General features: G+C 39.6%; 21 protein-coding genes. 4 read left to right on the top strand and 17 right to left on the bottom strand.

Translation table 11 applies throughout. The annotated features are described in order from the left end of the window. Nucleotides 1-275 precede the first annotated feature (275 nt). Genes glmM through H0Z36_RS01090 form a run of 5 tightly spaced genes read right to left on the bottom strand, consistent with a single transcriptional unit; the run spans nucleotide 276 to nucleotide 5,729 of the window. The gene (gene glmM / locus H0Z36_RS01110; protein WP_296863071.1) at nucleotides 276-1,625 is read right to left on the bottom strand and encodes a phosphoglucosamine mutase; all 1,350 of its coding nucleotides are present in this window, start codon (nucleotides 1,623-1,625) and stop codon (nucleotides 276-278) included. Between the two features lie 32 nt (nucleotides 1,626-1,657). After that, nucleotides 1,658-3,307 (bottom strand): FAD-dependent protein, encoded by a 1,650-nt coding sequence (locus H0Z36_RS01105; RefSeq protein WP_296863069.1) that lies wholly within the window; start codon nucleotides 3,305-3,307, stop codon nucleotides 1,658-1,660. A 5-nt stretch (nucleotides 3,308-3,312) separates the two neighbouring features. Continuing rightward, the gene (locus tag H0Z36_RS01100) at nucleotides 3,313-4,230 is read right to left on the bottom strand and encodes a CdaR family protein (protein ID WP_296863067.1); all 918 of its coding nucleotides are present in this window, start codon (nucleotides 4,228-4,230) and stop codon (nucleotides 3,313-3,315) included. Next, nucleotides 4,208-5,059, bottom strand: a complete 852-nt coding sequence (cdaA, locus tag H0Z36_RS01095; RefSeq protein WP_296863065.1) for a diadenylate cyclase CdaA — start codon at nucleotides 5,057-5,059, stop codon at nucleotides 4,208-4,210. The genes H0Z36_RS01100 and cdaA overlap by 23 nt, the downstream gene beginning before the upstream one ends. 25 nt (nucleotides 5,060-5,084) lie before the next feature. Further along, entirely contained in the window at nucleotides 5,085-5,729 is a 645-nt protein-coding gene (locus H0Z36_RS01090) for a thiamine diphosphokinase (RefSeq protein WP_296863063.1), read from the bottom strand. A 189-nt stretch (nucleotides 5,730-5,918) separates the two neighbouring features. Between H0Z36_RS01090 and H0Z36_RS01085 the strand changes: the two genes are divergently transcribed. Continuing rightward, nucleotides 5,919-6,092: a 4Fe-4S binding protein gene (locus H0Z36_RS01085; protein ID WP_296863061.1), complete on the top strand. Its 174-nt coding sequence runs from the start codon at nucleotides 5,919-5,921 to the stop codon at nucleotides 6,090-6,092. 47 nt (nucleotides 6,093-6,139) lie between these two features. Here H0Z36_RS01085 and H0Z36_RS01080 read toward each other — a convergent pair whose 3' ends face one another. From H0Z36_RS01080 to H0Z36_RS01070, 3 genes are all read right to left on the bottom strand, one after another. Further along, nucleotides 6,140-7,045 carry a diguanylate cyclase gene (locus H0Z36_RS01080; protein WP_296863059.1) on the bottom strand — a complete coding sequence of 302 codons (906 nt, stop codon included), beginning with the start codon at nucleotides 7,043-7,045 and terminating at the stop codon, nucleotides 6,140-6,142. 99 nt (nucleotides 7,046-7,144) lie between these two features. Next, nucleotides 7,145-8,419: an HD domain-containing phosphohydrolase gene (locus tag H0Z36_RS01075; RefSeq protein WP_296863057.1), complete on the bottom strand. Its 1,275-nt coding sequence runs from the start codon at nucleotides 8,417-8,419 to the stop codon at nucleotides 7,145-7,147. A 21-nt stretch (nucleotides 8,420-8,440) separates the two neighbouring features. Further along, nucleotides 8,441-8,899 carry a tRNA (cytidine(34)-2'-O)-methyltransferase gene (locus tag H0Z36_RS01070; protein WP_296863055.1) on the bottom strand — a complete coding sequence of 153 codons (459 nt, stop codon included), beginning with the start codon at nucleotides 8,897-8,899 and terminating at the stop codon, nucleotides 8,441-8,443. Between the two features lie 238 nt (nucleotides 8,900-9,137). Between H0Z36_RS01070 and H0Z36_RS01065 the strand changes: the two genes are divergently transcribed. Beyond that, nucleotides 9,138-9,995: a SpoIID/LytB domain-containing protein gene (locus H0Z36_RS01065; protein WP_296863052.1), complete on the top strand. Its 858-nt coding sequence runs from the start codon at nucleotides 9,138-9,140 to the stop codon at nucleotides 9,993-9,995. Here H0Z36_RS01065 and H0Z36_RS01060 read toward each other — a convergent pair. The 7 genes from H0Z36_RS01060 to H0Z36_RS01030 form a co-directional block, all read right to left on the bottom strand. Further along, nucleotides 9,992-10,870 carry a DMT family transporter gene (locus H0Z36_RS01060; RefSeq protein WP_296863051.1) on the bottom strand — a complete coding sequence of 293 codons (879 nt, stop codon included), beginning with the start codon at nucleotides 10,868-10,870 and terminating at the stop codon, nucleotides 9,992-9,994. The two genes, H0Z36_RS01065 and H0Z36_RS01060, sit on opposite strands and share 4 nt — an antisense overlap. A 2-nt stretch (nucleotides 10,871-10,872) precedes the next feature. Then, nucleotides 10,873-11,631, bottom strand: coding sequence for an ABC transporter ATP-binding protein (locus H0Z36_RS01055; RefSeq protein WP_296863049.1), 759 nt, complete (start codon nucleotides 11,629-11,631; stop codon nucleotides 10,873-10,875). Continuing rightward, nucleotides 11,628-12,518 carry a branched-chain amino acid ABC transporter permease gene (locus H0Z36_RS01050; protein WP_296863047.1) on the bottom strand — a complete coding sequence of 297 codons (891 nt, stop codon included), beginning with the start codon at nucleotides 12,516-12,518 and terminating at the stop codon, nucleotides 11,628-11,630. Before H0Z36_RS01050 ends, H0Z36_RS01055 begins: the two co-directional genes overlap by 4 nt. A gap of 12 nt (nucleotides 12,519-12,530) precedes the next feature. Next, nucleotides 12,531-13,406: a branched-chain amino acid ABC transporter permease gene (locus H0Z36_RS01045; protein ID WP_296863045.1), complete on the bottom strand. Its 876-nt coding sequence runs from the start codon at nucleotides 13,404-13,406 to the stop codon at nucleotides 12,531-12,533. Nucleotides 13,407-13,534: 128 nt separating this feature from the next. Next, entirely contained in the window at nucleotides 13,535-14,710 is a 1,176-nt protein-coding gene (locus tag H0Z36_RS01040; RefSeq protein ID WP_296863044.1) for an ABC transporter substrate-binding protein, read from the bottom strand. A gap of 193 nt (nucleotides 14,711-14,903) precedes the next feature. Next, nucleotides 14,904-16,232 carry a methyl-accepting chemotaxis protein gene (locus H0Z36_RS01035; protein WP_296863042.1) on the bottom strand — a complete coding sequence of 443 codons (1,329 nt, stop codon included), beginning with the start codon at nucleotides 16,230-16,232 and terminating at the stop codon, nucleotides 14,904-14,906. 269 nt (nucleotides 16,233-16,501) lie between these two features. Then, a complete protein-coding gene (locus H0Z36_RS01030; RefSeq protein ID WP_296863040.1) occupies nucleotides 16,502-19,087 on the bottom strand; it encodes a PAS domain S-box protein in 2,586 nt (861 codons plus the stop codon). A 426-nt stretch (nucleotides 19,088-19,513) separates the two neighbouring features. Here H0Z36_RS01030 and H0Z36_RS01025 point away from each other — a divergent pair, with 426 nt between their 5' ends. Then, nucleotides 19,514-19,852: a helix-turn-helix transcriptional regulator gene (locus H0Z36_RS01025; protein ID WP_296863356.1), complete on the top strand. Its 339-nt coding sequence runs from the start codon at nucleotides 19,514-19,516 to the stop codon at nucleotides 19,850-19,852. Nucleotides 19,853-19,928: 76 nt separating this feature from the next. Continuing rightward, entirely contained in the window at nucleotides 19,929-20,399 is a 471-nt protein-coding gene (locus H0Z36_RS01020) for a helix-turn-helix transcriptional regulator (RefSeq protein ID WP_296863038.1), read from the top strand. Between the two features lie 236 nt (nucleotides 20,400-20,635). Here the strand turns inward: H0Z36_RS01020 and H0Z36_RS01015 are convergent, their stop codons facing one another. Further along, entirely contained in the window at nucleotides 20,636-21,265 is a 630-nt protein-coding gene (locus tag H0Z36_RS01015; RefSeq protein WP_296863037.1) for a YkgJ family cysteine cluster protein, read from the bottom strand. Further along, the gene (locus H0Z36_RS01010) at nucleotides 21,262-21,792 is read right to left on the bottom strand and encodes an acyltransferase (RefSeq protein ID WP_296863034.1); all 531 of its coding nucleotides are present in this window, start codon (nucleotides 21,790-21,792) and stop codon (nucleotides 21,262-21,264) included. Before H0Z36_RS01010 ends, H0Z36_RS01015 begins: the two co-directional genes overlap by 4 nt. Nucleotide 21,793 lies beyond the last annotated feature (1 nt).

The raw sequence follows: 21,793 nt of genomic DNA, 5'->3' as shown, positions 1-21,793 counted from the left end.
AAGTCTAAAATTATTTCGAATATGAAATAGTTTTTAACTCGAGAACCGTCCCCAAGTTAAAAGGTATTTCGGTTCGAAATAGTTTTTAAATTGGGAACCGTCCCCAATTTAAAAAACTGCTGGCTGGCTTTTTGTCCTGATTATTGCTAACCAGTTTTGTAGCCAGACTTACGGTGGCAGCACACCGGGAGGCACCCGCCGACATTTCGATAAACCTCCTCCTCGTCACCCGGATTGGCCGGGGCAGGCGCTTTTTGCCCTTTAAAAGGGCTTTTTTAAGATTCTCTTTCTATAACCTGTTTTATCTCTTCAATCACCTCCTTTAAGAGATCTTCATCATGTCCCTGAGCCATAATTCTTACTAAAGGCTCAGTTCCCGAAGGCCTTACTACAAGTTTGCCCCATTCTCCCAGTTTTTGCTCAGCCTGCTTTAATACTTCAGCTACTTCAGGTTTATTCAAAACCTTTTCTTTATTCTCCAATCTCACATTAACCAGAATCTGCGGATATTTTTCCATTTCTTCTGCCAGCCTGGAAAGCGGCATTCCGGTTCTCTTTACTACCTCTGCCAATTTTACGGAAGTTAAAAGACCATCTCCAGTAGTTGCATGTTCTAAAAAGATTATATGTCCCGACTGTTCTCCACCTATTACCGCACCGGTCTCCTGCATCTTTTCTAAAACATAGCGGTCTCCGACTTTGCAGCTGTCAATTTCTATATTCTCACGTTTAAGCGCAATTTCTAATCCAATATTGCTCATAACCGTGGCTACCACCCGGGAAGGGGTTAAAATTCCTCTTCTTTTCATATCTAAAGCACATATGAGCATTATCTGATCACCGTCAAGTTCAACTCCCCGCTCATCAACAGCCAAGCAGCGGTCAGCATCGCCGTCATAAGCTATCCCTAAATCAGCCTTATACCGGCGTACTGCTCTCTTAAGGCTTTCCAAGTGGGTAGATCCGCATTTGTAATTTATATTTACCCCGTTGGGCTGGTGGTTTATAGATATAACTTTTGCTCCCAGGCTTTCCCACAAAAGCGGGGCTGCTTTATATGCGGCTCCATTGGCGCAGTCAACCACTATCGTAAGACCGGTAAGTTTTTCATCTAAACTGTAAATACCCTTAATATATTCTACATACTTATCTACTGCTTCATTTATCTCATAGACCCGTCCGACTTCTTCTCCGGTAGGTCGCGGCAGATCATAGGTACCTTCCAAAACCAGCTTTTCAATTTTTTCTTCCACTTCATCCGGCAGCTTATATCCATTAGGACCGAAAAATTTAATCCCATTATCTTCTACCGGGTTGTGGGAAGCAGAAATTACAATTCCACAGGAGGCCTGATAAATCCTGGTAAGATAAGCAACCGCCGGGGTGGGAATAACCCCCGCAACAAGCGCATCGGCTCCCGTAGAACATATACCGGCAATAAGAGCTGCTTCCAGCATATCTCCGGATATACGGGTATCTCTACCTACTAAAATACGAGGTTTTTCTCCATCATTTTGTTTAGCCAAAATATAGCTTCCTGCCCTTCCTAAATCAAAAGCCATTTCCGGAGTAAGTTCATTATTAGCAATTCCTCTTACCCCATCTGTACCGAATAATATCCCCACGCGCTTTCCCTCCATAAAAATAATTAAGAGTTTTAAAGAAGACTTCCTCTTACTAATTCCTCTCCTTCTATCTCGATTCTTTTCTGAGGAGGAGCATATTTTTTAACAATCGTTTCCGCCACTTTTAATCCGTCTACCGCCGCGCTTACTATTCCTCCGGCATAACCTGCCCCTTCCCCACACGGATATATGTCAGATATACTTACCGAAGTCATATTTTCATCCCGCATAATCCTTACCGGAGCAGAAGTGCGCGTCTCCACAGCGGTTAAAACAGCTCTTTCATCTATAAAACCGGGCATTTTTTTATCCCAGTAATGAAGTCCTCTCCTTAAAACCTCGCAAAACTCAACAGGAAATAAATCCCATAGGTTAGCAGGAGTAACTCCAGGTTTAAAAGTTGCCAGGCTGTTTTTAAGCGAATAAGTAGGCTTTTTAGCCAAAAAATCAGTCATTTTCTGAGCTGGAGCTTTATAATTGCCTCCCCCCAGCTTAAACGCTTTTCGTTCCAATTCTTCCTGCAGTTTCATCCCCCCTAAAGGCTCATTATTCCAATCTTCGGGATATACCGTAATTACCAGAGCGCTGTTGGCTATCCCGGTATCCCGGGCAAAATAGCTCATACCATTGGTAACTACCTGCCCTTCACCAGAAGCTGCTCCGATTACATATCCTCCCGGACACATGCAAAAGGTATATAAAGAACGTCCGGTTTCTTTATCCCGATAAGTAAGATGATAATCAGCTGCACCTAACCGGGGATGTCCTGCAAAATCACCATACTGGATTTTATCAATCAATTCCTGCGGATGTTCTACCCTTACCCCTACCGCAAACGGTTTGGGGGTTATCTCTATACCTTTTTTCATAAGCAGGCGGTATATATCACGGGCGCTGTTGCCTATCGCCAGAACTAAAAGGGAACAGGGAACCTCGTATTTATAATTTATTACTATGCTTTTTAGACACTTTTGGTTAATATTTATGTCTGTAAGCCTGGCGTCAAAATAAAATTCACCGCCCAGGCGGATAATCTCATTGCGCATTTTCTTAACTATTTCCCTTATCACATCAGTTCCCACATGTGGCTTTTTAAGATACCTTATCTCAGGATCAGCCCCAAAGCGGACAAAAGTCTCCAAAACATAATTTACCCGCACATCCCCTATGCGGGTAGTAAGTTTCCCATCAGAAAAAGTTCCGGCTCCGCCTTCACCAAACTGGGTATTTGATTCCGGTTCCAGTTTCCCTTTCCGCCAAAAATCTTCCACCGATTTAATCCTGCGCTCCATATCCTGTCCCCGTTCAATAACCACCGGTTTATATCCATGTTCAGCCAAAAACAAAGCACAAAATAATCCGGCCGGACCGGAACCGACAATTACCGGTGATAAAGGAAGAGAAATATTACCCGGCTTTATTTCTTCCTTTTTTTCCTCTTTAATAATAGAAACATCCGGAGATAATGAAACAAGGGCCGGAATATCTATATCATCCTCTACCTCCACATCTACGGTATAGGTAAAATAAACCTTGCGCCTGCGGGCATCTACTGCTTTTTTTATCAGAGTGATTCCCCTTATATTTTCCATTAATATCCCTGATTTTTCAGCAGCCGCCTTTTTTATTTCATTATCTTTATGATCCAAATCAAGCCTTAAATCCCGTACTCTTATTCTCATCTGCATCACTCATTCTCTTTTTTCTTTATTTCTATATTTACCAAAACCTCATCCGGATAACCCTTTACCGCATCCGGCAAAACAAGCTTAGCCTTATAGCTGCCTGAAACACTTTGTCCTTCCACTCTTACCGGTAGGGTATTAACTTTTTGTAAGTTCTCTAAAAAATAAGGATCACCTATCAAGGTAATCTTATCCGGAATGACCGCAACAGATTTTATTTCATATCCTGCTTCCGGATTTCCTTCTAATATTGGATTTACAGACACTTCCCTGCTGGCAACTTTGTTTCCAACCGCTGCATAAACCGTCGCCTTTTGTGGAAGCAAGGTTAACTCTTCCCGCACTTTTCTGCCGTTACTGTCTATTGCCATTAGAGGAACTTCAAATACTTTTGTCCCGTTTATCTCATTCAGGTTAACTTCACATAATACAGAAGCTACCCGTCTTAATAAACTTTCATCTCCTTTTATGAGACAGGTTTTCGGTGAAATTTCCAAACCAAAAAGTTCATATCCCGACGGTAAAGCTCCAGTAGTCTGCAGCTTTATTTTAAAGACATGTTCATTTATTTTTCTTATTCTGACCCTTACTTCTTTTGGCTCAACAGCAGTTAAAAGTGCCCCTTTTAAAGTCTGCACCTTTACCGGAACTTCATGAAGTCCTTCACCTAAACCATTTAAATCCACATAAGCCTCAACTTCTTCCTGTTCTTCCGTACTTCCCCATATTTTGACTTTAACCGTGTCGGGGCCTTCGGCTGTCAATCCTTCCCCTAAATTGTAGTATCTCAAATTTACCTCCTTCACATTATGCCTGGTAGGATTTTGTCCTTCATTAACCACATAGATCCATAAAAGAATTGCCAAAACTACCGATAAAATCTTGAGCCACGTCTGCTTACTCCTTTTTGCCTTTTTCATATTCTCCCACCCACCTCTTTATAAGACTGCTCCTAAAGCTGTCCTTGCGCAAGAGTTCTCTTTCCAGAAGTTCCCTTAAACTTTCTCTGTCAAGGAAACGATAAAGCTTACCTTCCATAGCAACTGATACCGACCCGGTCTCCTCTGAAACCGCAATAGCAATAACATCTGAAACTTCACTTATCCCCAGAGCAGCGCGATGACGCGTTCCAAGTTCCTTATCCACAAAAGGGTTGTCGCTTAAAGGCAAAAAACAGCCTGCTTTATAGAGCCTTCCATCGGATATAACTGCTGCTCCGTCATGCAGAGGTGAATTGGGAAAAAATATGTTTACAAGAAGGCTTGAAGACACTACAGCATCCAGGGTAGTCCCGCTCTCTATGTATTCACCAATCCCAGTCTCCCGGGTAAGTACGATTAGAGCTCCTGTTTTATTGCGCGACAGAACCGAAACTGCATCATTTATTTCACTTATTATTTTTGCATATTCATCTTCATCCATCATAAACCGACTGGAAGCAAAAAAACTGCCTCTTCCTATTTGTTCTAAAAGCCTTCTTAACTCGGGCTGAAAAACTACCGGCAAAGTAACCGCAAATACCAGCCATAATTTAGAGAGAAGCCAGTTTACCATATCCAGGCGCAAAAAACCGGCTAAAGCTGAGAAAATCAAAAGCAGAACTAAACCTTTTAAGAGCTGCTCAGCCCGGGTTCCCATTATAAGTTTTAATATCTGGTAAAAAATATAGGCAACAATTGTTATATCCAGCAGGCTTTTTATTATATTAAAAGGGCTGGCAAATACCCCTGACAAAAAACTCAAGTCCAACCTTTACGCCTCCATTTCAGGTGTCTTAACCCACCTGGCCTGTATAATGTAAAACTGCCAGAACTCCTTCCCCGACCTTTATCAATGCCTTAGAAGCAGATAAAATATTAGATACAGCATAAGGGTTCCCTTTTTCCAAATCCGCATTATTAAGAGGATATTCCAGTCCTTCAGTACATACCTCCCTGGCTGTGTCAGTCAAAACCAGAATAGAAATAATATCCCCTTGTTTTCCGCTTATCTCCAGTTCATCAGCCGTTAAATACAAAACATAATCGGAAGTGCAGTGTTTTATTTTCATACCTTTCCTAACATATTCTATCCCCAGATAAATATTGGATAAGGCATGATCAAGCCTTCCACCCAAAGTTCCCAAAAAAACTACTTCACTTGCACCTTTTTCTTCAGCTAAAGCTAAAGTCAACTGAGTATCAGTAAAATCCTTACGCCGCGGATATTTACGAAAAAGCACCCCTTTTTCCATAAAAGACTGCTTAACTTCAGAATTTATCGAATCCATATCACCTATGACCGCATCAGGTATTATACCCGCTTTATAAGCATAATTGGCTCCACCATCCGCACAAAATATAAAATCTGCTTCCTTTACAGCTTCTAAATAATCTTTAACTTCTCCATATTCTCCATTAGCCATAATTACACACTTCATCCATCTCTTCTCCCGCTTTTATTTATCATATATAACCCATAATAACAATTTTATATTATGTCCTACCAGGTATCAATTACCCCAGCGGGTAATTTATTGATATCTAAACACCACTGTTTTTTAAATTGACAAGGGTTTAAGGCTTATTTATAATTCAATTATCGAAGATGGCAAAAAGGGGGGAAAACAGTGAGCTACATTATAACAGACGAATGCATCGCCTGCGGGGTTTGTGCCGAAGAATGTCCGGTAGAAGCTATATCGGAGGGCGAAGATAAATATGTAATCGACCCCGAACTGTGCACAGATTGCGGCGCATGTGCTGATGTATGTCCGGTAGACGCACCTCAACCTGGAGAATAAAATACAAAAATATACAAAAACCCGGATAACCGGGTTTTTCACTTTTTTTATGCCTTAATATCCGATTTAACAACCATGTTGCGTCCACTCTTTTTAGCTTCATAAAGGGCAGCATCTGCCTCTCTTATCAGATCATCTATCGTTTTGCCATCTTCAGGCTTCATGCCGGCAACCCCAAAACTCGCAGTGATTTTTATATCCCTGTTTATTTCAGGTATAAATGCGGGGGTTAATTCAGTAGCCTTGCGCATGCGTTCAGCTATTTTAAAAGCCTGTTCCAGTTTAGTTTCAGGCAGACAAATTATAAATTCTTCTCCCCCATAACGACCTGCAAAATCATATTCCCGGCAAGACCTAATCAAAACCGAAGCAAAATTCTTAAGCACCGTATCTCCAATCTGATGTCCGTATTCATCATTAACTTTCTTAAAATGGTCTATATCAGCTATTATGATACCCAGGCTGTCCCCCTTACGCTCCGCTCGTTTTATCTCTCCCTCGAGCCTTTCCATAAAGGCACGGCGATTTAAAAGACCGGTAAGATAATCGGTCCTTGCCATTTTTAAGATATCCTGTTCCAGCTTTATGATGCGTTCCCCTATTTTCAGGCGGTATTTCAGTTCTTCCGGATAAAAAGGTTTGATCATATAGTCATCGGCACCCGATTCCAATCCTTTTACTATATCTTCCCTGCCGGACTTAGAAGTCAAAAGTATTATATAAACATAGCTGCTCATTTTCTGCTCGCGTATATACCTGCAAATATCTATGCCATCCGCTCCCGGCATAATCCAGTCTAAAATAGCAAGGTTTGGCCTATCTTCCCGCAGCAGTATTTCTAAAGCTTCTTTTCCATCATTTGCTACCACTACTTCATATCCCCACGCCTTTAAAGTCCCTTCCAGCAATCGGCGTGATAAGCCGTCGTCATCAGCGATAAGAACTTTCGGCACTTTTTACCTCCAAAAATATTTATTAACATAACTAAACTATTATATCTAAATCAAAAAAATCCTTTAAATTAAACATTAAAATATTTTAATTTTAACAGATTATAATTTTAACCCTTTTAAAGGATGTACAATATGTTCATAATCCCGAAGCGATTCTTTTTGCATACTTTTTCTCTCATCATTAAGCATATCAAAATCATCTTTTATAAAGTTTACAATATCCCCATTTATCGCTTTGTCCAAAGCCATTTTCTCTAATATTCCCAAAACCTCTTTTTTATTCATACCCTGACGGTAAGGCCTGTCTTCACACACAGCGGTAAAAACATCAGCTACTGCCATTATCTGAGATCCTATCGGCAAGTCCTTTTCTTTAAGGTGGAAAGGATAACCTCTTCCGTCCAATCTTTCATGATGAAAAGAAGCCCATTTATTTATAATAGTTAACGATTCAATCTTGCTCAAAATGCTGTATGTATAATAAGGGTGGCGTTTTATAACCAAAAATTCCTGCGGGCTTAATTTTCCCGGTTTTTCCAAAATCTCTACCGGAACTGCAATTTTGCCTAAATCATGCAAATAACCGGCTACTCGCATTAATTTACATTCCGTATCGGAAAAACCTGCTTTTTCCGCCAGTCTCTCCGCTATTAAAGCTACTCCGCTGGAGTGGCTTGCATTTAAAGGACTCCTGAAATCAACAATTCTCGAAAAAAGGCGGGCAAAATCCTGCAGCTGGTTAAGGGAAAGATCTATGACCGCCGGGCTCAAATACCGCTTTAAAATTAAAGGAATTTGGTTAGAAACAACATCAAGCCAAAAGTATTCACACTCTGCCAGCTCCAAAAAGGCATCTACATGCTCAGGAACAAAGGCAATCCCCCGGTAATGCTTTATTTTACTGCATATGTTTTCTTTTTCCTCCAGAATGCAGGCGGGGTTTTTTATTAAAACTGCAATCCGATCGGCTAAATGGATGATATGGCTTTCTTCCGGCACTTCAAAGTTGAAAACCTTTCTCCCTTTTCCGCCCATCCAGGGGACATGATGATAACGTATTATCTCTGCCGCAAACTGCAAAGGGGCAAACTGGCGCAAAAAAAGATACCCTACTTCTGCATGCTTATGAGTCAAATAATCTTCGAACTTTAAGGCCAACAGCCTCTCCTGAATCGATATAGCTCCAATATCATGGAGTGCCCCGGCCATTACAATCTGCCTTTTGTCTTCGTGAGAATAGCCAAGCTTATCTGCAATACTGTAAGCAATATAAGCTACCTGCATATGATGGTTAGCTACGGCATGATCTACCAAATCTAAGGCTTCAGAAAAACCCAGCAATATGTCTAAAAGCTCTACCTGAGGCCGATCCACAATTACCCACACCCTTCTTCATCAACATAATCCCTCAAAATCAAGTTGTCTTAAAGCTTCGTACAAAATAATCGCCGCTGAATTGGATAAATTAAGCGAACGCCCAATGTTTTTCATGGGAATACGGATTTTATTTTCCGGGTATCTGCCCAATATTTCATCCGGTAAGCCTTTAGTCTCACAGCCAAAAACCAGAACATCATCTTTTCGGTACCTTACCTGATGATAAGCCTTTGAAGCTTTCGTAGTTGCTAAATATATGTTGTGGCCTTTAAGACATTTCTCTACTTCGTCAAAGCTTTCCCATATATTTACTTTCACCTTATCCCAGTAATCGAGTCCTGCTCTCTTAAGGTAACGGTCTTCTAAAGAAAAACCTAAAGGTTTAACCAGGTGTAAAACAGTTTCGGTAAGCGCACAGGTGCGGGCAATATTTCCTGTATTTTGAGGTATTTCAGGATTAACCAGGACAATATGCATAACATTCCTCCAACTTATCGTTTGCAAATAAAATTATACATAACTTTGCCAGTTATAATAAAGCTTTATACGGGCAAAATATAAAAAATTTCTGTTAAAGAGAGGTATAAAAATGTCCTGTAAAAAATGCCCAAAAAGCTTTCCAGCTTTTCTACTCATCACCTTATTATTAAGTATAGGTTTAAGTTTTAGCGGATGTTGCAAAAAAGAAGCTAAAAAATCTCTGCCCCCTCCCAAGTTGGCTCCAGAGGTCGCCAAGATAAAAAACAATGAACCAACTATAACCCTTTACCGCAGTGCAACTGGAGCTAAAGAAAGCCTACCCCTTGAACAATACATCAAAGGGGTAGTAGCTGCCGAAATTGGAGATAAATTTCCGATGGAAGCACTAAAAGCACAGGCTATTGTAGCACGAACCATGACTATGGCTCTAATTGAATATGAAAATGGAACCAGAAAGCTTCACAATACTGACGCCAGCGACAACCATACTGAATTCCAGGCATATGATCCGTCCAAAATAACCGATAAAATCTCCCGGGCGGTAGACTCAACCCGCGGTCAGTTCCTTATATCTGATAAAGGCAAATATGTATATGCCCTTTTCCATTCTGCTTCTAAAGATAAAACCGCGGATATAACCGAAAGCTTTCCTAAACTAAAAAATAAAGCGCCATATTTGGTTCCTGTTTCAACTAACGGGCTGAAAAATGCCCCCGAAAAATATAAAAATTGGACTGTCCAAATACCGCGCAGTGAAATAAGAGCCATTATGGGAAACAAAGCCGGATCGCTCGATGATATACGAATAAGTAAAAAAGGTCCCTCAGGACGGGCACTTACAATATCGGCAGGCAAAGCATCCATACATGCATCTGATTTAAGAGAAAAAGTAGGCTTTGACCGACTTTTTTCCACCCAGCTGAGCAAAGTATATGCCAAAGGCAATTACATCGTTTTCAAAGGAAGCGGCTGGGGACATGGAGCCGGTATGGAGCAATGGGGCGCATATACTATGGCCAAGGAAGGTAAAAATTCTTCTCAAATTATATCCCATTACTTTCCCAAAGCCAGGTTGATGAAACTTTATAATTAAACGGGACTTTGACCTCTTTTGTATTCATTTAAAACGGCAGTATATATGCCGATAATTATAAGAATTCCTCCCACCCACTGATACCAGAGGGGGTTTTCCCCAAAAAATATATAAGCAAGAACACTGGCTCCCACCGATTCTCCCAAAACCGATACAGCTACTATGGGAGCCTTTACATATTTTAAAGCCCAGGTAAGAGAAGCATGTCCGCCTATCCCGGGAACTAAAGCTAAAAGAATAAACCACAACCAATCGAGCGACGAATAGCCTGTAAGTTTATTATCAAAACCCAGATTTAAAAACAGAAGGGGTAACGCAGCAGTCAGAGACACTAGCCCCATATAAAAAAAGGTTTCAACATTATTTCGTATTCTGCGGCTTATTAAAAAGTAAAGAGCAATAAAAAATCCGCTCAAAAGCGAAAGCATATCCCCCAAAAACCTGCCATTTTTTAAATCTCCGCCGGCAATGAAAACCGAACCTGTAAGGGCTATAATTATGCCGGTCAAAGCCTTAAAACTGAGCCTTTCTTTCAAAAATAAAAAAGAAAAAACAAGTACAAATATCACCTGCAAATTGGTAAATAAAACTGAACTCGATACACTGGTATAATCAAGCGAAGTTATCCAAAATGCGAAATGAAAGGCCAGGAAAAATCCTGCCCCTATAATATAAGCAAAACTTTTTTTAATAACTTGGACATCAGATGGTAAACTGTTGCGAAAACTTAAAACAAAAGCAAGAAGAGAGGTAAATAAAACCCGGTAAAAAGCAATAACCAGGGCATCTGCAGCGCACAGCCTTATCATGATAGAGGCAGTCGACATGCATAAAACTCCTAAAAAAACAGTTAAATATACCCTTGCCATTCTCATCTTTATTCTCCCAAATCCCCCAGATAAGACATAATTACCCTTTCATCATTTTTAATCTCTTCCGGCATTCCTTCCGCAATCTTTCTCCCGTAGTCCAAAACCGCAATACGTTCGCAAATATTCATAACCAGGTTCATGTCATGTTCTACCAGAAGCACAGTTATTTTAAGCTCATCTCTTATTTTTCGGATTAAATCCATAAGCTCTTCTTTTTCAGCCGGATTCATTCCCGCCGCCGGTTCATCCAATAAAAGCAAAACAGGATCTAAGGCTAAAGCCCTGGCTATCTCAAGCCTTCTCTGCTCGCCGTAAGAAAGAGAAGCTGCATATTCATGCCTTTTTTCATATAAACCGAGCATCTGTAAAAACCTGTCGCTTTTTTCTTTGGCTTCTCTTTCTGCCTTTTTTTCTACCGGCAGCCCCAGCAAACTTCCCCAAAAACTGATTTTTTCAAGGCCAAAGGTTCCGATTTTGACATTATCCTCTACCGATAAACGGTTAAAAAGCCTTATATTCTGAAAAGTGCGCGCAATACCTAAAGAGGCAATTTTATAGGGAGGAAAACCATTGATCTTTTGTCCATTGAAAATCAGATTCCCCGCGGTAGGAACATATATACCGGTTATTATATTGAAAAGGGTAGTTTTTCCAGCCCCATTAGGCCCTATAACCCCAAATATTTCACCTCTAGTTATCTCCAGGTCAACTCCATCTAAAGCCCTTAAGCCTCCAAATTCCTGGGTTATACCTTCCAACTTCATGATTTGCTGCATGTTTCCACCTCTTTTGTCTGCCAGCGCTTCCTAAGGTCATATACCCTTATATCACCCATAATTCCATTAGGTCTAAAAATCATCAAGATAACTAAAAGAGCGCCGTAGAATAATAGGCGATAGTCTGCTACTATCCGCAGCATTTCCGGAAGCACGGTTAAAATAGCTGCTCCTATTATCGTGCCGGGAATACTTCCCATCCCTCCTAAAACAACCATGTTAAGTATTTCGATAGAACGCATAAAGCCAAAATCCTGAGGAGCAATATACCCCATATAATGTGAATAAAGGCCGCCCGAAAGACCTGCCAAAAAAGCTCCAACAGTAAAAGCCGCAACTTTCATTCTCGTAGTATTAATCCCACATGCTTCAGCAGCTATTTCATTTTCCCTTATTGCATAAAGTGCCCGACCATATCGGGAATTAAGCAGCTTAACATTAAGCAGGGTAACTACGATCACAATAACCATTACCAGGGAAAAAGTAGTGAACTGCTGCATTCCGTATAATCCTACCGCTTTTCCGCCCGGTTCAAAATTAAGAAAAAATACCCGTATTATTTCAGCAAAGCCGATAGTAACTATAGCTAAGTAATCGCCTTCTAAACGTAAAGTAGGGATCCCAATTAAAAACCCAAAAAAAGCAGCCATAAGGGCTCCTGCTATTAATGCCCCAATGAAACTCACCCCATAATGCAAAGTTAAAATAGCTGCAGTATAAGCCCCTATGCTCATAAATCCGGCATGTCCCATAGAAAGCTGTCCGGTAACACCAGTTACCAGATTAAGTCCTAAAGCTAAAATTATATTAATGCCTATAAGCACCATTATTCGCAGGTAATAAGCATCAATATGCTGCATAAACCAGGCATCCATTATCTAATCCACCTACACTTTTTTTATTTTCTTCTGTCCCATTATCCCTTGCGGGCGAATGAGTAAAACCAGTATTAATATAGCAAAAGCTATAGCATCTTTATATGAAGAAGAAAGATAAGCTACTCCAAAAATCTCCAAAACCCCTAAAATAATACCTCCCAGCATGGCACCGGGAATTGAGCCTATTCCTCCCAATACAGCAGCCGAAAAAGCCTTGAGCCCTGCCATCATTCCCATATACGGCCATACTGCATTGTAGTATATCCCAACCATAACGCCTCCGGCAGCTGCTAAGGCTGAACCTACAGCAAAGGTAAATGAAATAATGCGGTTTACATTTATCCCCATAAGACAGGCCGCATCCAGATCCTGTGAACATGCCCGCATCGCTTTGCCCAAACGTGTTTTCTGCACCATAAACTGAAGGCCGGCCATAAGCACAAAAGCAACCAGAAGAATCACTATCTGCAGGGAAGAAATCTCTACTGAACCTATAGTGTAAGAATGAATATTTAACACTTCAGGATAGCGCGTGGTGTTAGGTCCCCTTAAAAGCACCATAAGTGTCGATAAGAAAATAGAAACCCCTATAGCACTTATAAGACCAGAGAGGCGCGAAGACTTGCCGCGTAAAGGACGATAAGCTATTATTTCCACCAGGATTCCTAAAAGCATACAAAAAATCATAGCCCCAATAAGGGCTACAAATATATTCACTCCAAGTACAGTAACCAGGAACAACCCGGCAAAAGCCCCAAACATATAAATTTCTCCGTGGGCAAAGTTAATCAGCTGAATAATTCCGTAAACCATCGTATAACCCAGGGCAATCAAAGCGTAAGTACTGCCCAAAGTAAGCCCATTGATAAGCTGTTCCCAAAACATCTGGTTCCTCCTTGCCACAAACTGTTAGTTAATAACGAATAACTGCTCAAAAATTAAAGCATTTATTCGTTATTAACCAATCGTGCCCTGTCCTTTAAGGACAGGACACTTATATATATTAACCCTTATTAAACATTAACTTCAATCTTATCTAAAAGTTTAAATTTTCCATCTTTTATAGTAATCAGGCAAACCGGACTCTTCACCGGTTCACGGCTAGGAAGGAAAGTAGTTCTTCCGGAAACTCCCGGATAATCTTTAAGCTTGGCCAGTTCATTTTTAAATACCTTAGGATCAGTGCTCTTTGCATCTTCCATAGCTTTAGCCAGTATCATAACTGCATCATAATACTGGGCAGAGAACATATCCGGCTCTTCCTTATATTTTTCCCGGTATTTTTTAAGAAAAGCCTCGGTTTCCGGGCTAGGCTGATCGCTTGAAAAACCACAATAAAATATAACTTTTTCCTCAACTGCATCTTTGCCCAATTTAGCCAAATCCTGCCCGTAAAGCCCATCTCCGCCAACCAAACAGATGTCAAAATTCTGCTTCTTAACTTCGTTCATTATAAGAGCTGCTTCCGTATAGTACCCGGTAAATACAAGAACATCAGCTCCGGATTTTTTTAGTTTGGTAACCTGAGCGGTAAAATCAGTTTCTCCATCATTTATGCTGTCTTCCAGCACAATCTTTCCGCCTTTTTTATTTATGGCATCTTTAAACACCGGAGTCAAAGCCGTGCTGTAACCGTTATTAAGCGAAGTTATAACAGCAAAGTTTTTCCATCCTTTTTCGTTCATCATCCAGTCAACTACTGCCGGAACCGCAAAAACATCTAAAAGGGTATTTCGAAAGACATAGTCGCCGATTTCAACTACTCCCGGACCGGTAGCTCCCGGCGAAAAGAGAACTACTCCATTTTTCTGGGCAATATCGGCTGCTACCTTGGTTAATCCAGTGCAGGGATCACCTACCATAGCTACAACCTTATCCCTGGTTATATACTTGGTAGCAATAGAAGCAATCTCAGCACTGTCACCTTTATTATCTTCATAAATACCTTCAACCTTTTTCCCTAGAATTCCGCCCTTAGCATTAAGCTCTTCAATAGCCAGCTTCATCCCTTTTTCCGCGGGTATTCCATAATTGGCAACCGAACCTGTTTTAGCTCCCAAAAAACCCAGCTTTATTACATCTTCTTCTCCATTCCGAGACATTTGTCCGCCTTTTCCGCAACCAGCGGCTACAAAAAGAAAAACAACCATTAAAATTAAGGCTATGCCTTTATTTCTAAGTTTATACAAAACGCGTCCCTCCTCAAATATATTAAATCATTTAATGGCAATGCCTTCTATCCCTTCTGCATCCCTCCCATATAAAAGCATAACATTTTATTATTCTACATTTTTTATAAAAATCCTGCATTATATATTTTAAAATAAAAAAAAGAGACAAACCTTCAAAGCTTGTCCCCGATTATCATCTGATATTTACTATTTATACCGTAAAAAGCTTTACTGTTTCATTCAATTCTTCAGCAATTCCATTTAAAGTCTGGGCAGTAGCTGCAACCTCTTCTGACGAAGCCGTTAGCTCTTCTGAAGCTGCCGCAACTTCTTCGGCGGCTGCTGAATTTTCCTCAGCTACTGCGCTTGCGCTCTGAACCTTTCCTATAACCATATCTTTAGTAGTTACAATCCCTTCTAAAGCCTTATAAGTTTCTTCCATATAAGGTGCAATTTTTTCCACTGTTTCTAATATATCATCAAAAGACTGAATAGTAACCTTCAATGTCTCTACCTGCGCATTTACCTGATCCTTTACATTGTTTGAAGTGTTTATAACTTCTTCCGTATCTTTAACGGTTGACATTATGAGATTACTTATCTTTGAAGCAGATTGCTTTGATTCTTCTGCTAATTTCCGCACTTCTTCGGCTACTACTGCAAATCCTCTACCATATTCCCCCGCTCTGGCTGCCTCAATAGCTGCATTAAGTGCCAGAAGGTTAGTCTGTTCCGATATACCGGAAATAAGCTCAGTCACACCTTTTATTTCATTTACAGATTCGGTAAGATTGACTACCTTCTGTACTACTATTTCAAAGGCTTCTCTTATGTTATTGATAGATGATTCCAGCTTGTCCATTTCTTTCTTGCCTATTTCAGCCCTTCTGGCTGTTTCCTTTGTTTCATCAGATACATCCTTTAACTTTTCATACATAAATTCAACGCTGCTGGTAACCTTGGTTAAGGCATCTCCTATATCAATCAAGTCCCGAGCCTGTCCTTCCGAACCTTGGGCCACCTGCTGAATAGTATTAGCCAGTTCCTGAGAAGATGCCGAAACTTCTTCTGAGGTAGCGGCAAGGGTATCCGCGCTTGCACCTAGCTCTTCCGCTTTCTTCTCTACCTTAATAATCAATTCTCTCAAAGTCGTTTTCATATTGGATAATACTGCTGCCATAGCTCCGATTTCATCCTGCCTACTTTCAAAATCCTCCGCAATTTCCACCTGAAAATTGCCGTTGGAAATGTTTTCGGCCCATCTTTCAAGCATGCTTACTGGGTTAACAACAGAAAATTTAATAACCAGTAAACATAAAACAGCCCCCAAAAATACAACTAATAAAGAAATCATTATCATAAAATTTACTGTTAATGATCCCCTGTGCAGAATAAAATTTAGCAGAAAATTATTAACTGCAAATAAAAAAATCAAAATACCCGTAAAATATAAAGTCAGCTTTAATTGTAACCCATTTCCTTTAGCCTTATTTTCCACTTCCTCGCACCTCTCAATATCTCGAGCTTCTTTTACATTCACCCAATTTAACCCCCAAAATATTCCATCACCATATCAAAGCTAAACTATCTCTCACCTCCTATAAAAAAATATAGAAAGGTACTTTGTAAAACAATCTATAACCTTTAGAAAAGTTTCACCCCTCTTTCTGGGTAAATTATTATATTATGTAAAAATATCAAGATTGTTGCCAATATTCAGACATTTTTTTGCGTAAACTACATCTCATTGCTTGCAAATATGAATATATATATGAATAATATAAATCATGTTTTAAGACTAATCAGCTTTTAAATCTTCGTCTGCCGCAAAGCTTGGCTTCTTATTAATTCAATGAATATCTCCACTACTTCCGGATCAAACTGAATCCCTGCATTTCTTTTTATTTCCGCAAGAGCTGTTTCCACACTTAAAGCTTTGCGATACGACCGGTCGCTGGTCATAGCGTCATAAGCATCAACTACAGCTAAAATGCGACAAACCAAAGGTATTTCCTCCCCTTTTAAACCTTGCGGATATCCTTTTCCATCCCAGCGTTCATGATGACTCAGAATATAATCAGAAATAGAAGCTAATTCCGGAATATTTCTCGCAATCCTATAGCCTATTTCAGTATGTTTTTTCATTTCCTCCCATTCTTTGTCGTCCAAAGGCCCCGGCTTATTCAAGATACTTTCTTTTACGCCTATTTTCCCAATATCATGCAGCATAGCCAGAAGGGCAAGTTCATCCAAATCCTTGTCCTCTAAACCCATCTTTTGTCCAATAAGCAAACAGTATGTTTTGAGCCGTTCGGCATGTTCCTCTGTCTCTGTACTTTTAGCTGCCAAAGTAGTCAGCATAGTATTCATAATTTTATTACGGTAACTCTTGTCTTCCAACAGTTTTTGACGATACATCCCTTCTTCCGCTTCCTTTATTAACTGTCTCATACTTCCTGAAGGTTCATATTTTACTGCACATCCCATAGCTATGCTCAGAGGAACCTGGTCTGTTTTGGCTCGCAGACATCTCTTTCTTATTTTTCCCATAACTTTCCTGGCCTCTTCAGCCGAAGTGCGAGGCAGCAGGATAAGAAATTCATCCCCGCCCCAGCGGGCTACAACCGCACTTTCCCCACAGATCATCTTTATTACTCCCGCTGTTTTTTGTAATAATTCGTCTCCTTTCTCATGGCCAAAAACATCATTCACCAGTTTAAGCCCGTTAACATCAGCCATAATTAATGCCAAAGGCAATTCTTCAGACACATTCATCTGACTAATTCTTTCTTCCATGAAGCGGCGATTGTAAAGCCCGGTAACGACATCATGATAGTTAAGATAAATAATTTTTTCCTGATTTGCCTTTTCCTTTCTTATATCGCGAAAAACCACCACTGCTCCGTAAACATTCCCTTTTTCGTCTTTGATGGGGGCAGCACTAGCAGCAATGGAAATCCTTTGCCCTTCCTTATTTATCAGGGCTGTATAGTCAGCTAAGCTTACAGCCTTTTCTGTCCGCAGTACTTTTGCTACCAGATCCTCAACTTCCTCTCCAGTAGTTTCTCTTATCATCCGAAAAACCTCGGCAAAAGGCTTCCCTTGGGCCTCTTCTTCACTCCAGCCAACTACTTCTTCTGCCACCTTGTTCATAGTCTTTATCCTGCCTGTCCGATCAGTAGTCACTACCCCGTCACCAATAGAAAGAAGGGTAATCCTTAAAAGTTCTTTTTCCCGGTATAATTCTTCTCTGTATTTTTCCCGCTCAGTAACATCAAAGACAACAGAAAAAAGCAAATTTTCCCCTCCATAACTTACCGGACAGGAATAAACATCTACCAACCTGGTTTCTCCGTTTTTTAGACGATGAGGAGCCATAAAATATCTTCTTTTTCCCTGTAATGCCATAAAATACTGTTTTTTTACTTCTTCAGATGGCAACATGTTGATTTCGTAAATATACATGTCTAAAAGTTCTTCCCGAGTATAACCGTAAAAATTGCAGGCTGCAGGATTGGCAGCTGTTATTTTGCCATTGTAAGGTTCAATAAACAACATTACTGCAGTATGTTCATCAAACATGGCCTGTAACAGTTTGGAAAGTTCCTCTCTTTCTCGCTCTGCCTGTCTCTGCTCGGTTATATCCCGGCTAGATCCTATCAGGTATTTGGGGGTTCCTCCTTCCCCTACTGTTGTAAGCCTTGTCCTCCAGATCCTTTTCCCTCCAGGAAGATCAATGGTCTCTTCATAGATCATGCCGGAACCCATACCATCAACCTTATTATAGCTGTCGACAATCTTTTTCCCTATTTCTTTTCCAAACAATTCAGCAGGGGTTTTTCCTTTTATATCCGCCAGACTAAAACCTGTCATCTCCTGATGAACTTTATTGGTACGCAGATAACGTAACTCTCCTTCTTCCAACCCGAGCATGAAAATAGCATCCTGACTGCTGTCAAATACAGCTTCAAATTCTGTTTTTAAATCCTGCACCTCTCTTTTTTGGGACTCAAATATTTTTATCTGTTCCATTTCTGAAGTTATTTCCTGAAAAATAGTTATTAAATAGTCTTTTTCCAGGGCAAAGGCAGTTATTTTATACCAGTGTTTAAGAGGTTCAACATGCCAGATAAACTCCTGTTTTTCTCCTATAAGAGCCACTTTAGCATAGAACTTTATCCAGTCCCAATTATCATCTTCCATGCCCGGAATTACTTCCGTTATCTTCTTTCCCAGAATAGCTTCTTTTTTCAACCCTGTCATTTCTTCAAAAGCGTGATTTACATCAAAAAATATATAATCTTCAGGTTCGCCTTTTTTATTCAATATTATTCGGTGGCAGGAGTAGGCAAATGGCATCTCTTCCAATATTTGTCGTGCAAATTTCTCCTCCATAAATTTTTACTTATTTCACGCTCCCGATCAGAATTCTTTAATAACTCATAATTATATAACCTTATTTTCAGAACGGATAAAACTAAAATTAATCAATAAAAAAAGAGCAACATCATCTGACAATAATGCTCTATAAATCTGCTTGATCTTGACTGCATATGCAGACAAAAATAAATATTAATAATTTTTCCGACAACAAAATAGCCAGCATCACTTTCTGCTGATTTACTGATCAATATCTATACAAAAATTTGTCAAAATATATTCATTGCCACCCAAAATGCCATAAAATCTAATAAGAGTTAGTATAAAATCAGCCTATTTGCTTATAGTAACTTTCGGTATCTTTTTGGTTTAATTTAGTTTCTATAAGTAACTTAAAATAAGCTTTTTACAATCAGAAAGGAGGACTTTATTTTGTCTACAGTGCTAGGAGAACGCCTTAGACAACTGCGCAAGGAAAATGATTTGACTCGTGAAAACCTAGCTCAAATGCTCGATGTAACACCAAGCATTATAACTTTTTATGAAAACGGAGCCAGAAGCCCAAGTCTTAAAGTTTTACTCTCCTTAGCCGACTATTTTGAAGTTTCTCTCGACTATTTGACTGGCCGAAGCAATAATCCCAAAATAAACCAGCCTGAAGCGATAACCGAAGCCGAAAAAAATCTACATCAAATTACGACCCAGCTTTCGGAAGAATCTCTAAACGAGCTTCTTCAATATGCCAATTATTTGAGAATAAAACAAGTACTAAAGCCTTAGTTTTTATCTAAAATTATTTTCTGTTTTATCACATTTTAGTTTAAAACATAGACAAAATTTTGACAAGGGGGATTTTATGGTTAACCAAAAAATTTTTGCCAAAAGACTGCGCAATTTGCGGAATGTCCATGAATATAGCCAGAAATATGTTGCTGAGCAAATAGGCTGTAGGCCAAGCACAATAACTAATCTAGAACGGGGAAATTCCTCTCCAAGTCTCGATATGGTAATAAAGCTGGCTACTTTTTATGAGGTAACAGTAGATTATTTAGTAGGTTTATCAGACTTTCCTCATCCCATATCCAATAAGGTAACCGCCGCCATAAATCAAATAGAAAACCCGGAAGAGGTGATTGAATTTTTACAAAATACTATAAAAGAAGAAGATCCCAATTACAAAAAAGTAAAAAATCTCTTAAAAGATCTGGATGATGATTCAATAATTGAATTAAAAAAATATCTTCAATATTTACATATAAGACAAATCCTGGACGCCGGACACAATCCGATTCCTTCCGGAGAATCTAAAGAAAAACTTCGTTTATAATCCTTATCTAATTCAAGCAACAGGAAAAGAAACAAAATCACCTTTTTCCGTTCTTTACTTGATACAAAACTGCCGACCAAGATATGTATAATATCCCGGTCGGCAGCATCATTATTCTAAATTGGGGGCTTTCTTAGATCCCACTTGAAATTTAAATCTGATATTAATTAGTGTCCAGGCAAATATTTTTACCTCATCCTATATCAAAGCAAATACCAATATAATTAATTACCAAATTAAAACCAAAATTTCCTAAGCGGTACATCCCTGTATTCACTAGCCTGAAGGAACAACTCGACATTAGGGGCCAGACAATACTCAGCAATATTTTTTTTAAAAAGCAGGTCAAAACTGCTTAATCCTCCATCTTTAACACCAACCAGCAAATTATTTTTCTGGGCAAAAACCTGTGTAGCTGCTATTCCAGTCCAGGTGATTTTGTATATAAGCTCTTCGGTTTTTCCTTCGATTTCACTGCACAGATAAAAACGGCACAAGAGGGTTCTTAAGGGATAAATAGTGCAGATATTTTCTTTAAGAAAAATACAGGGGTCAGGCTTTAATCTTAAAATCCCCAATTCTCTTTTTTCTCTCTGAAAATATTTATGAACAAATTCTTCATAGCTTATGCCAAGGTAAGCCTTTATTTTTTTGAAAGATATAATATCGGGAATGACATAAGCAGTATTACAGCAATTTATTTTACATCCTTTGCAAATATTATTCTGTTCGGCATAAATTTTAGCTACCTCCTCATCGTCACACAGCGGCTGCCAGGCGTCGAGAAGATCCTGCAGATTGGCATCATCAGCCACATGGGCTATCTTTATCTTTCCCTCTTCATAAATAACCTTTACTTTGCTCATTCCCAAATAACATCCTCTTTTATTACCCGGGCCGGATTGCCTGCTACCATAGTGCGGGGAGGAACATCTTTGGTAACTACCGCATTATTGGCTATTATCGCCCCTTCTCCAACTGTAACCCCTTTTAAAATTACCGCCCGGCACCCTATCCATACATGATCTTCTATCCTTATAGGAGCTATCTTTGTCCTGGGAACTTCTCCTCTAAATCCCAACGGATGGGAAGAGGTATCCATAAAGAGCACATGCCAGCTTATAGCACAATTGCTGCCTATACTTATTTCCTTTACCGCCAGAACATTGCTAAAATCGCCTAAATAAGTATTATCTCCAATATATATGCGGGCATTATCACCTAAAGACAATCTAACTTTACGCTCCAGCATAACATTATTGCCTACATGAATTTCTGCACCTTTGCCTTTAAATATTTCCCCGGCATTGCGGGCCCTTAAGTTTTCTCCACAGGTAGTAAGCTGCCTTTTTACTAAAAAAGTAGAATAACGGTCATAAAAATTTTGAAACATC

The sequence above is a fragment of the Thermosyntropha sp. genome, from assembly GCF_017656155.1.
Taxonomy (GTDB): domain Bacteria; phylum Bacillota; class Syntrophomonadia; order Syntrophomonadales; family Syntrophomonadaceae; genus Thermosyntropha.
The sequence above is the reverse complement of the archived record's forward strand: the minus strand, read 5'-3'. Positions and strand labels throughout refer to the sequence as shown.

Bases quoted from the DNA above. Each gene is read 5' to 3' on its own strand.
- H0Z36_RS01015 (WP_296863037.1), bottom strand. From the start codon at position 21,265: ATGAGCAAAGTAAAGGTTATTTATGAAGAGGGAAAGATAAAGATAGCC.
- H0Z36_RS01055 (WP_296863049.1), bottom strand. From the start codon at position 11,631: ATGAAGTTGGAAGGTATAACCCAGGAATTTGGAGGCTTAAGGGCTTTA.
- H0Z36_RS01050 (WP_296863047.1), bottom strand. From the start codon at position 12,518: ATGGATGCCTGGTTTATGCAGCATATTGATGCTTATTACCTGCGAATA.
- H0Z36_RS01100 (WP_296863067.1), bottom strand. From the start codon at position 4,230: ATGAAAAAGGCAAAAAGGAGTAAGCAGACGTGGCTCAAGATTTTATCG.
- H0Z36_RS01010 (WP_296863034.1), bottom strand. From the start codon at position 21,792: ATGTTTCAAAATTTTTATGACCGTTATTCTACTTTTTTAGTAAAAAGG.
- H0Z36_RS01030 (WP_296863040.1), bottom strand. From the start codon at position 19,087: ATGGAGGAGAAATTTGCACGACAAATATTGGAAGAGATGCCATTTGCC.
- H0Z36_RS01060 (WP_296863051.1), bottom strand. From the start codon at position 10,870: ATGAGAATGGCAAGGGTATATTTAACTGTTTTTTTAGGAGTTTTATGC.
- H0Z36_RS01090 (WP_296863063.1), bottom strand. From the start codon at position 5,729: ATGAAGTGTGTAATTATGGCTAATGGAGAATATGGAGAAGTTAAAGAT.
- H0Z36_RS01070 (WP_296863055.1), bottom strand. From the start codon at position 8,899: ATGCATATTGTCCTGGTTAATCCTGAAATACCTCAAAATACAGGAAAT.
- H0Z36_RS01105 (WP_296863069.1), bottom strand. From the start codon at position 3,307: ATGAGAATAAGAGTACGGGATTTAAGGCTTGATTTGGATCATAAAGAT.
- H0Z36_RS01020 (WP_296863038.1), top strand. From the start codon at position 19,929: ATGGTTAACCAAAAAATTTTTGCCAAAAGACTGCGCAATTTGCGGAAT.
- H0Z36_RS01045 (WP_296863045.1), bottom strand. From the start codon at position 13,406: ATGTTTTGGGAACAGCTTATCAATGGGCTTACTTTGGGCAGTACTTAC.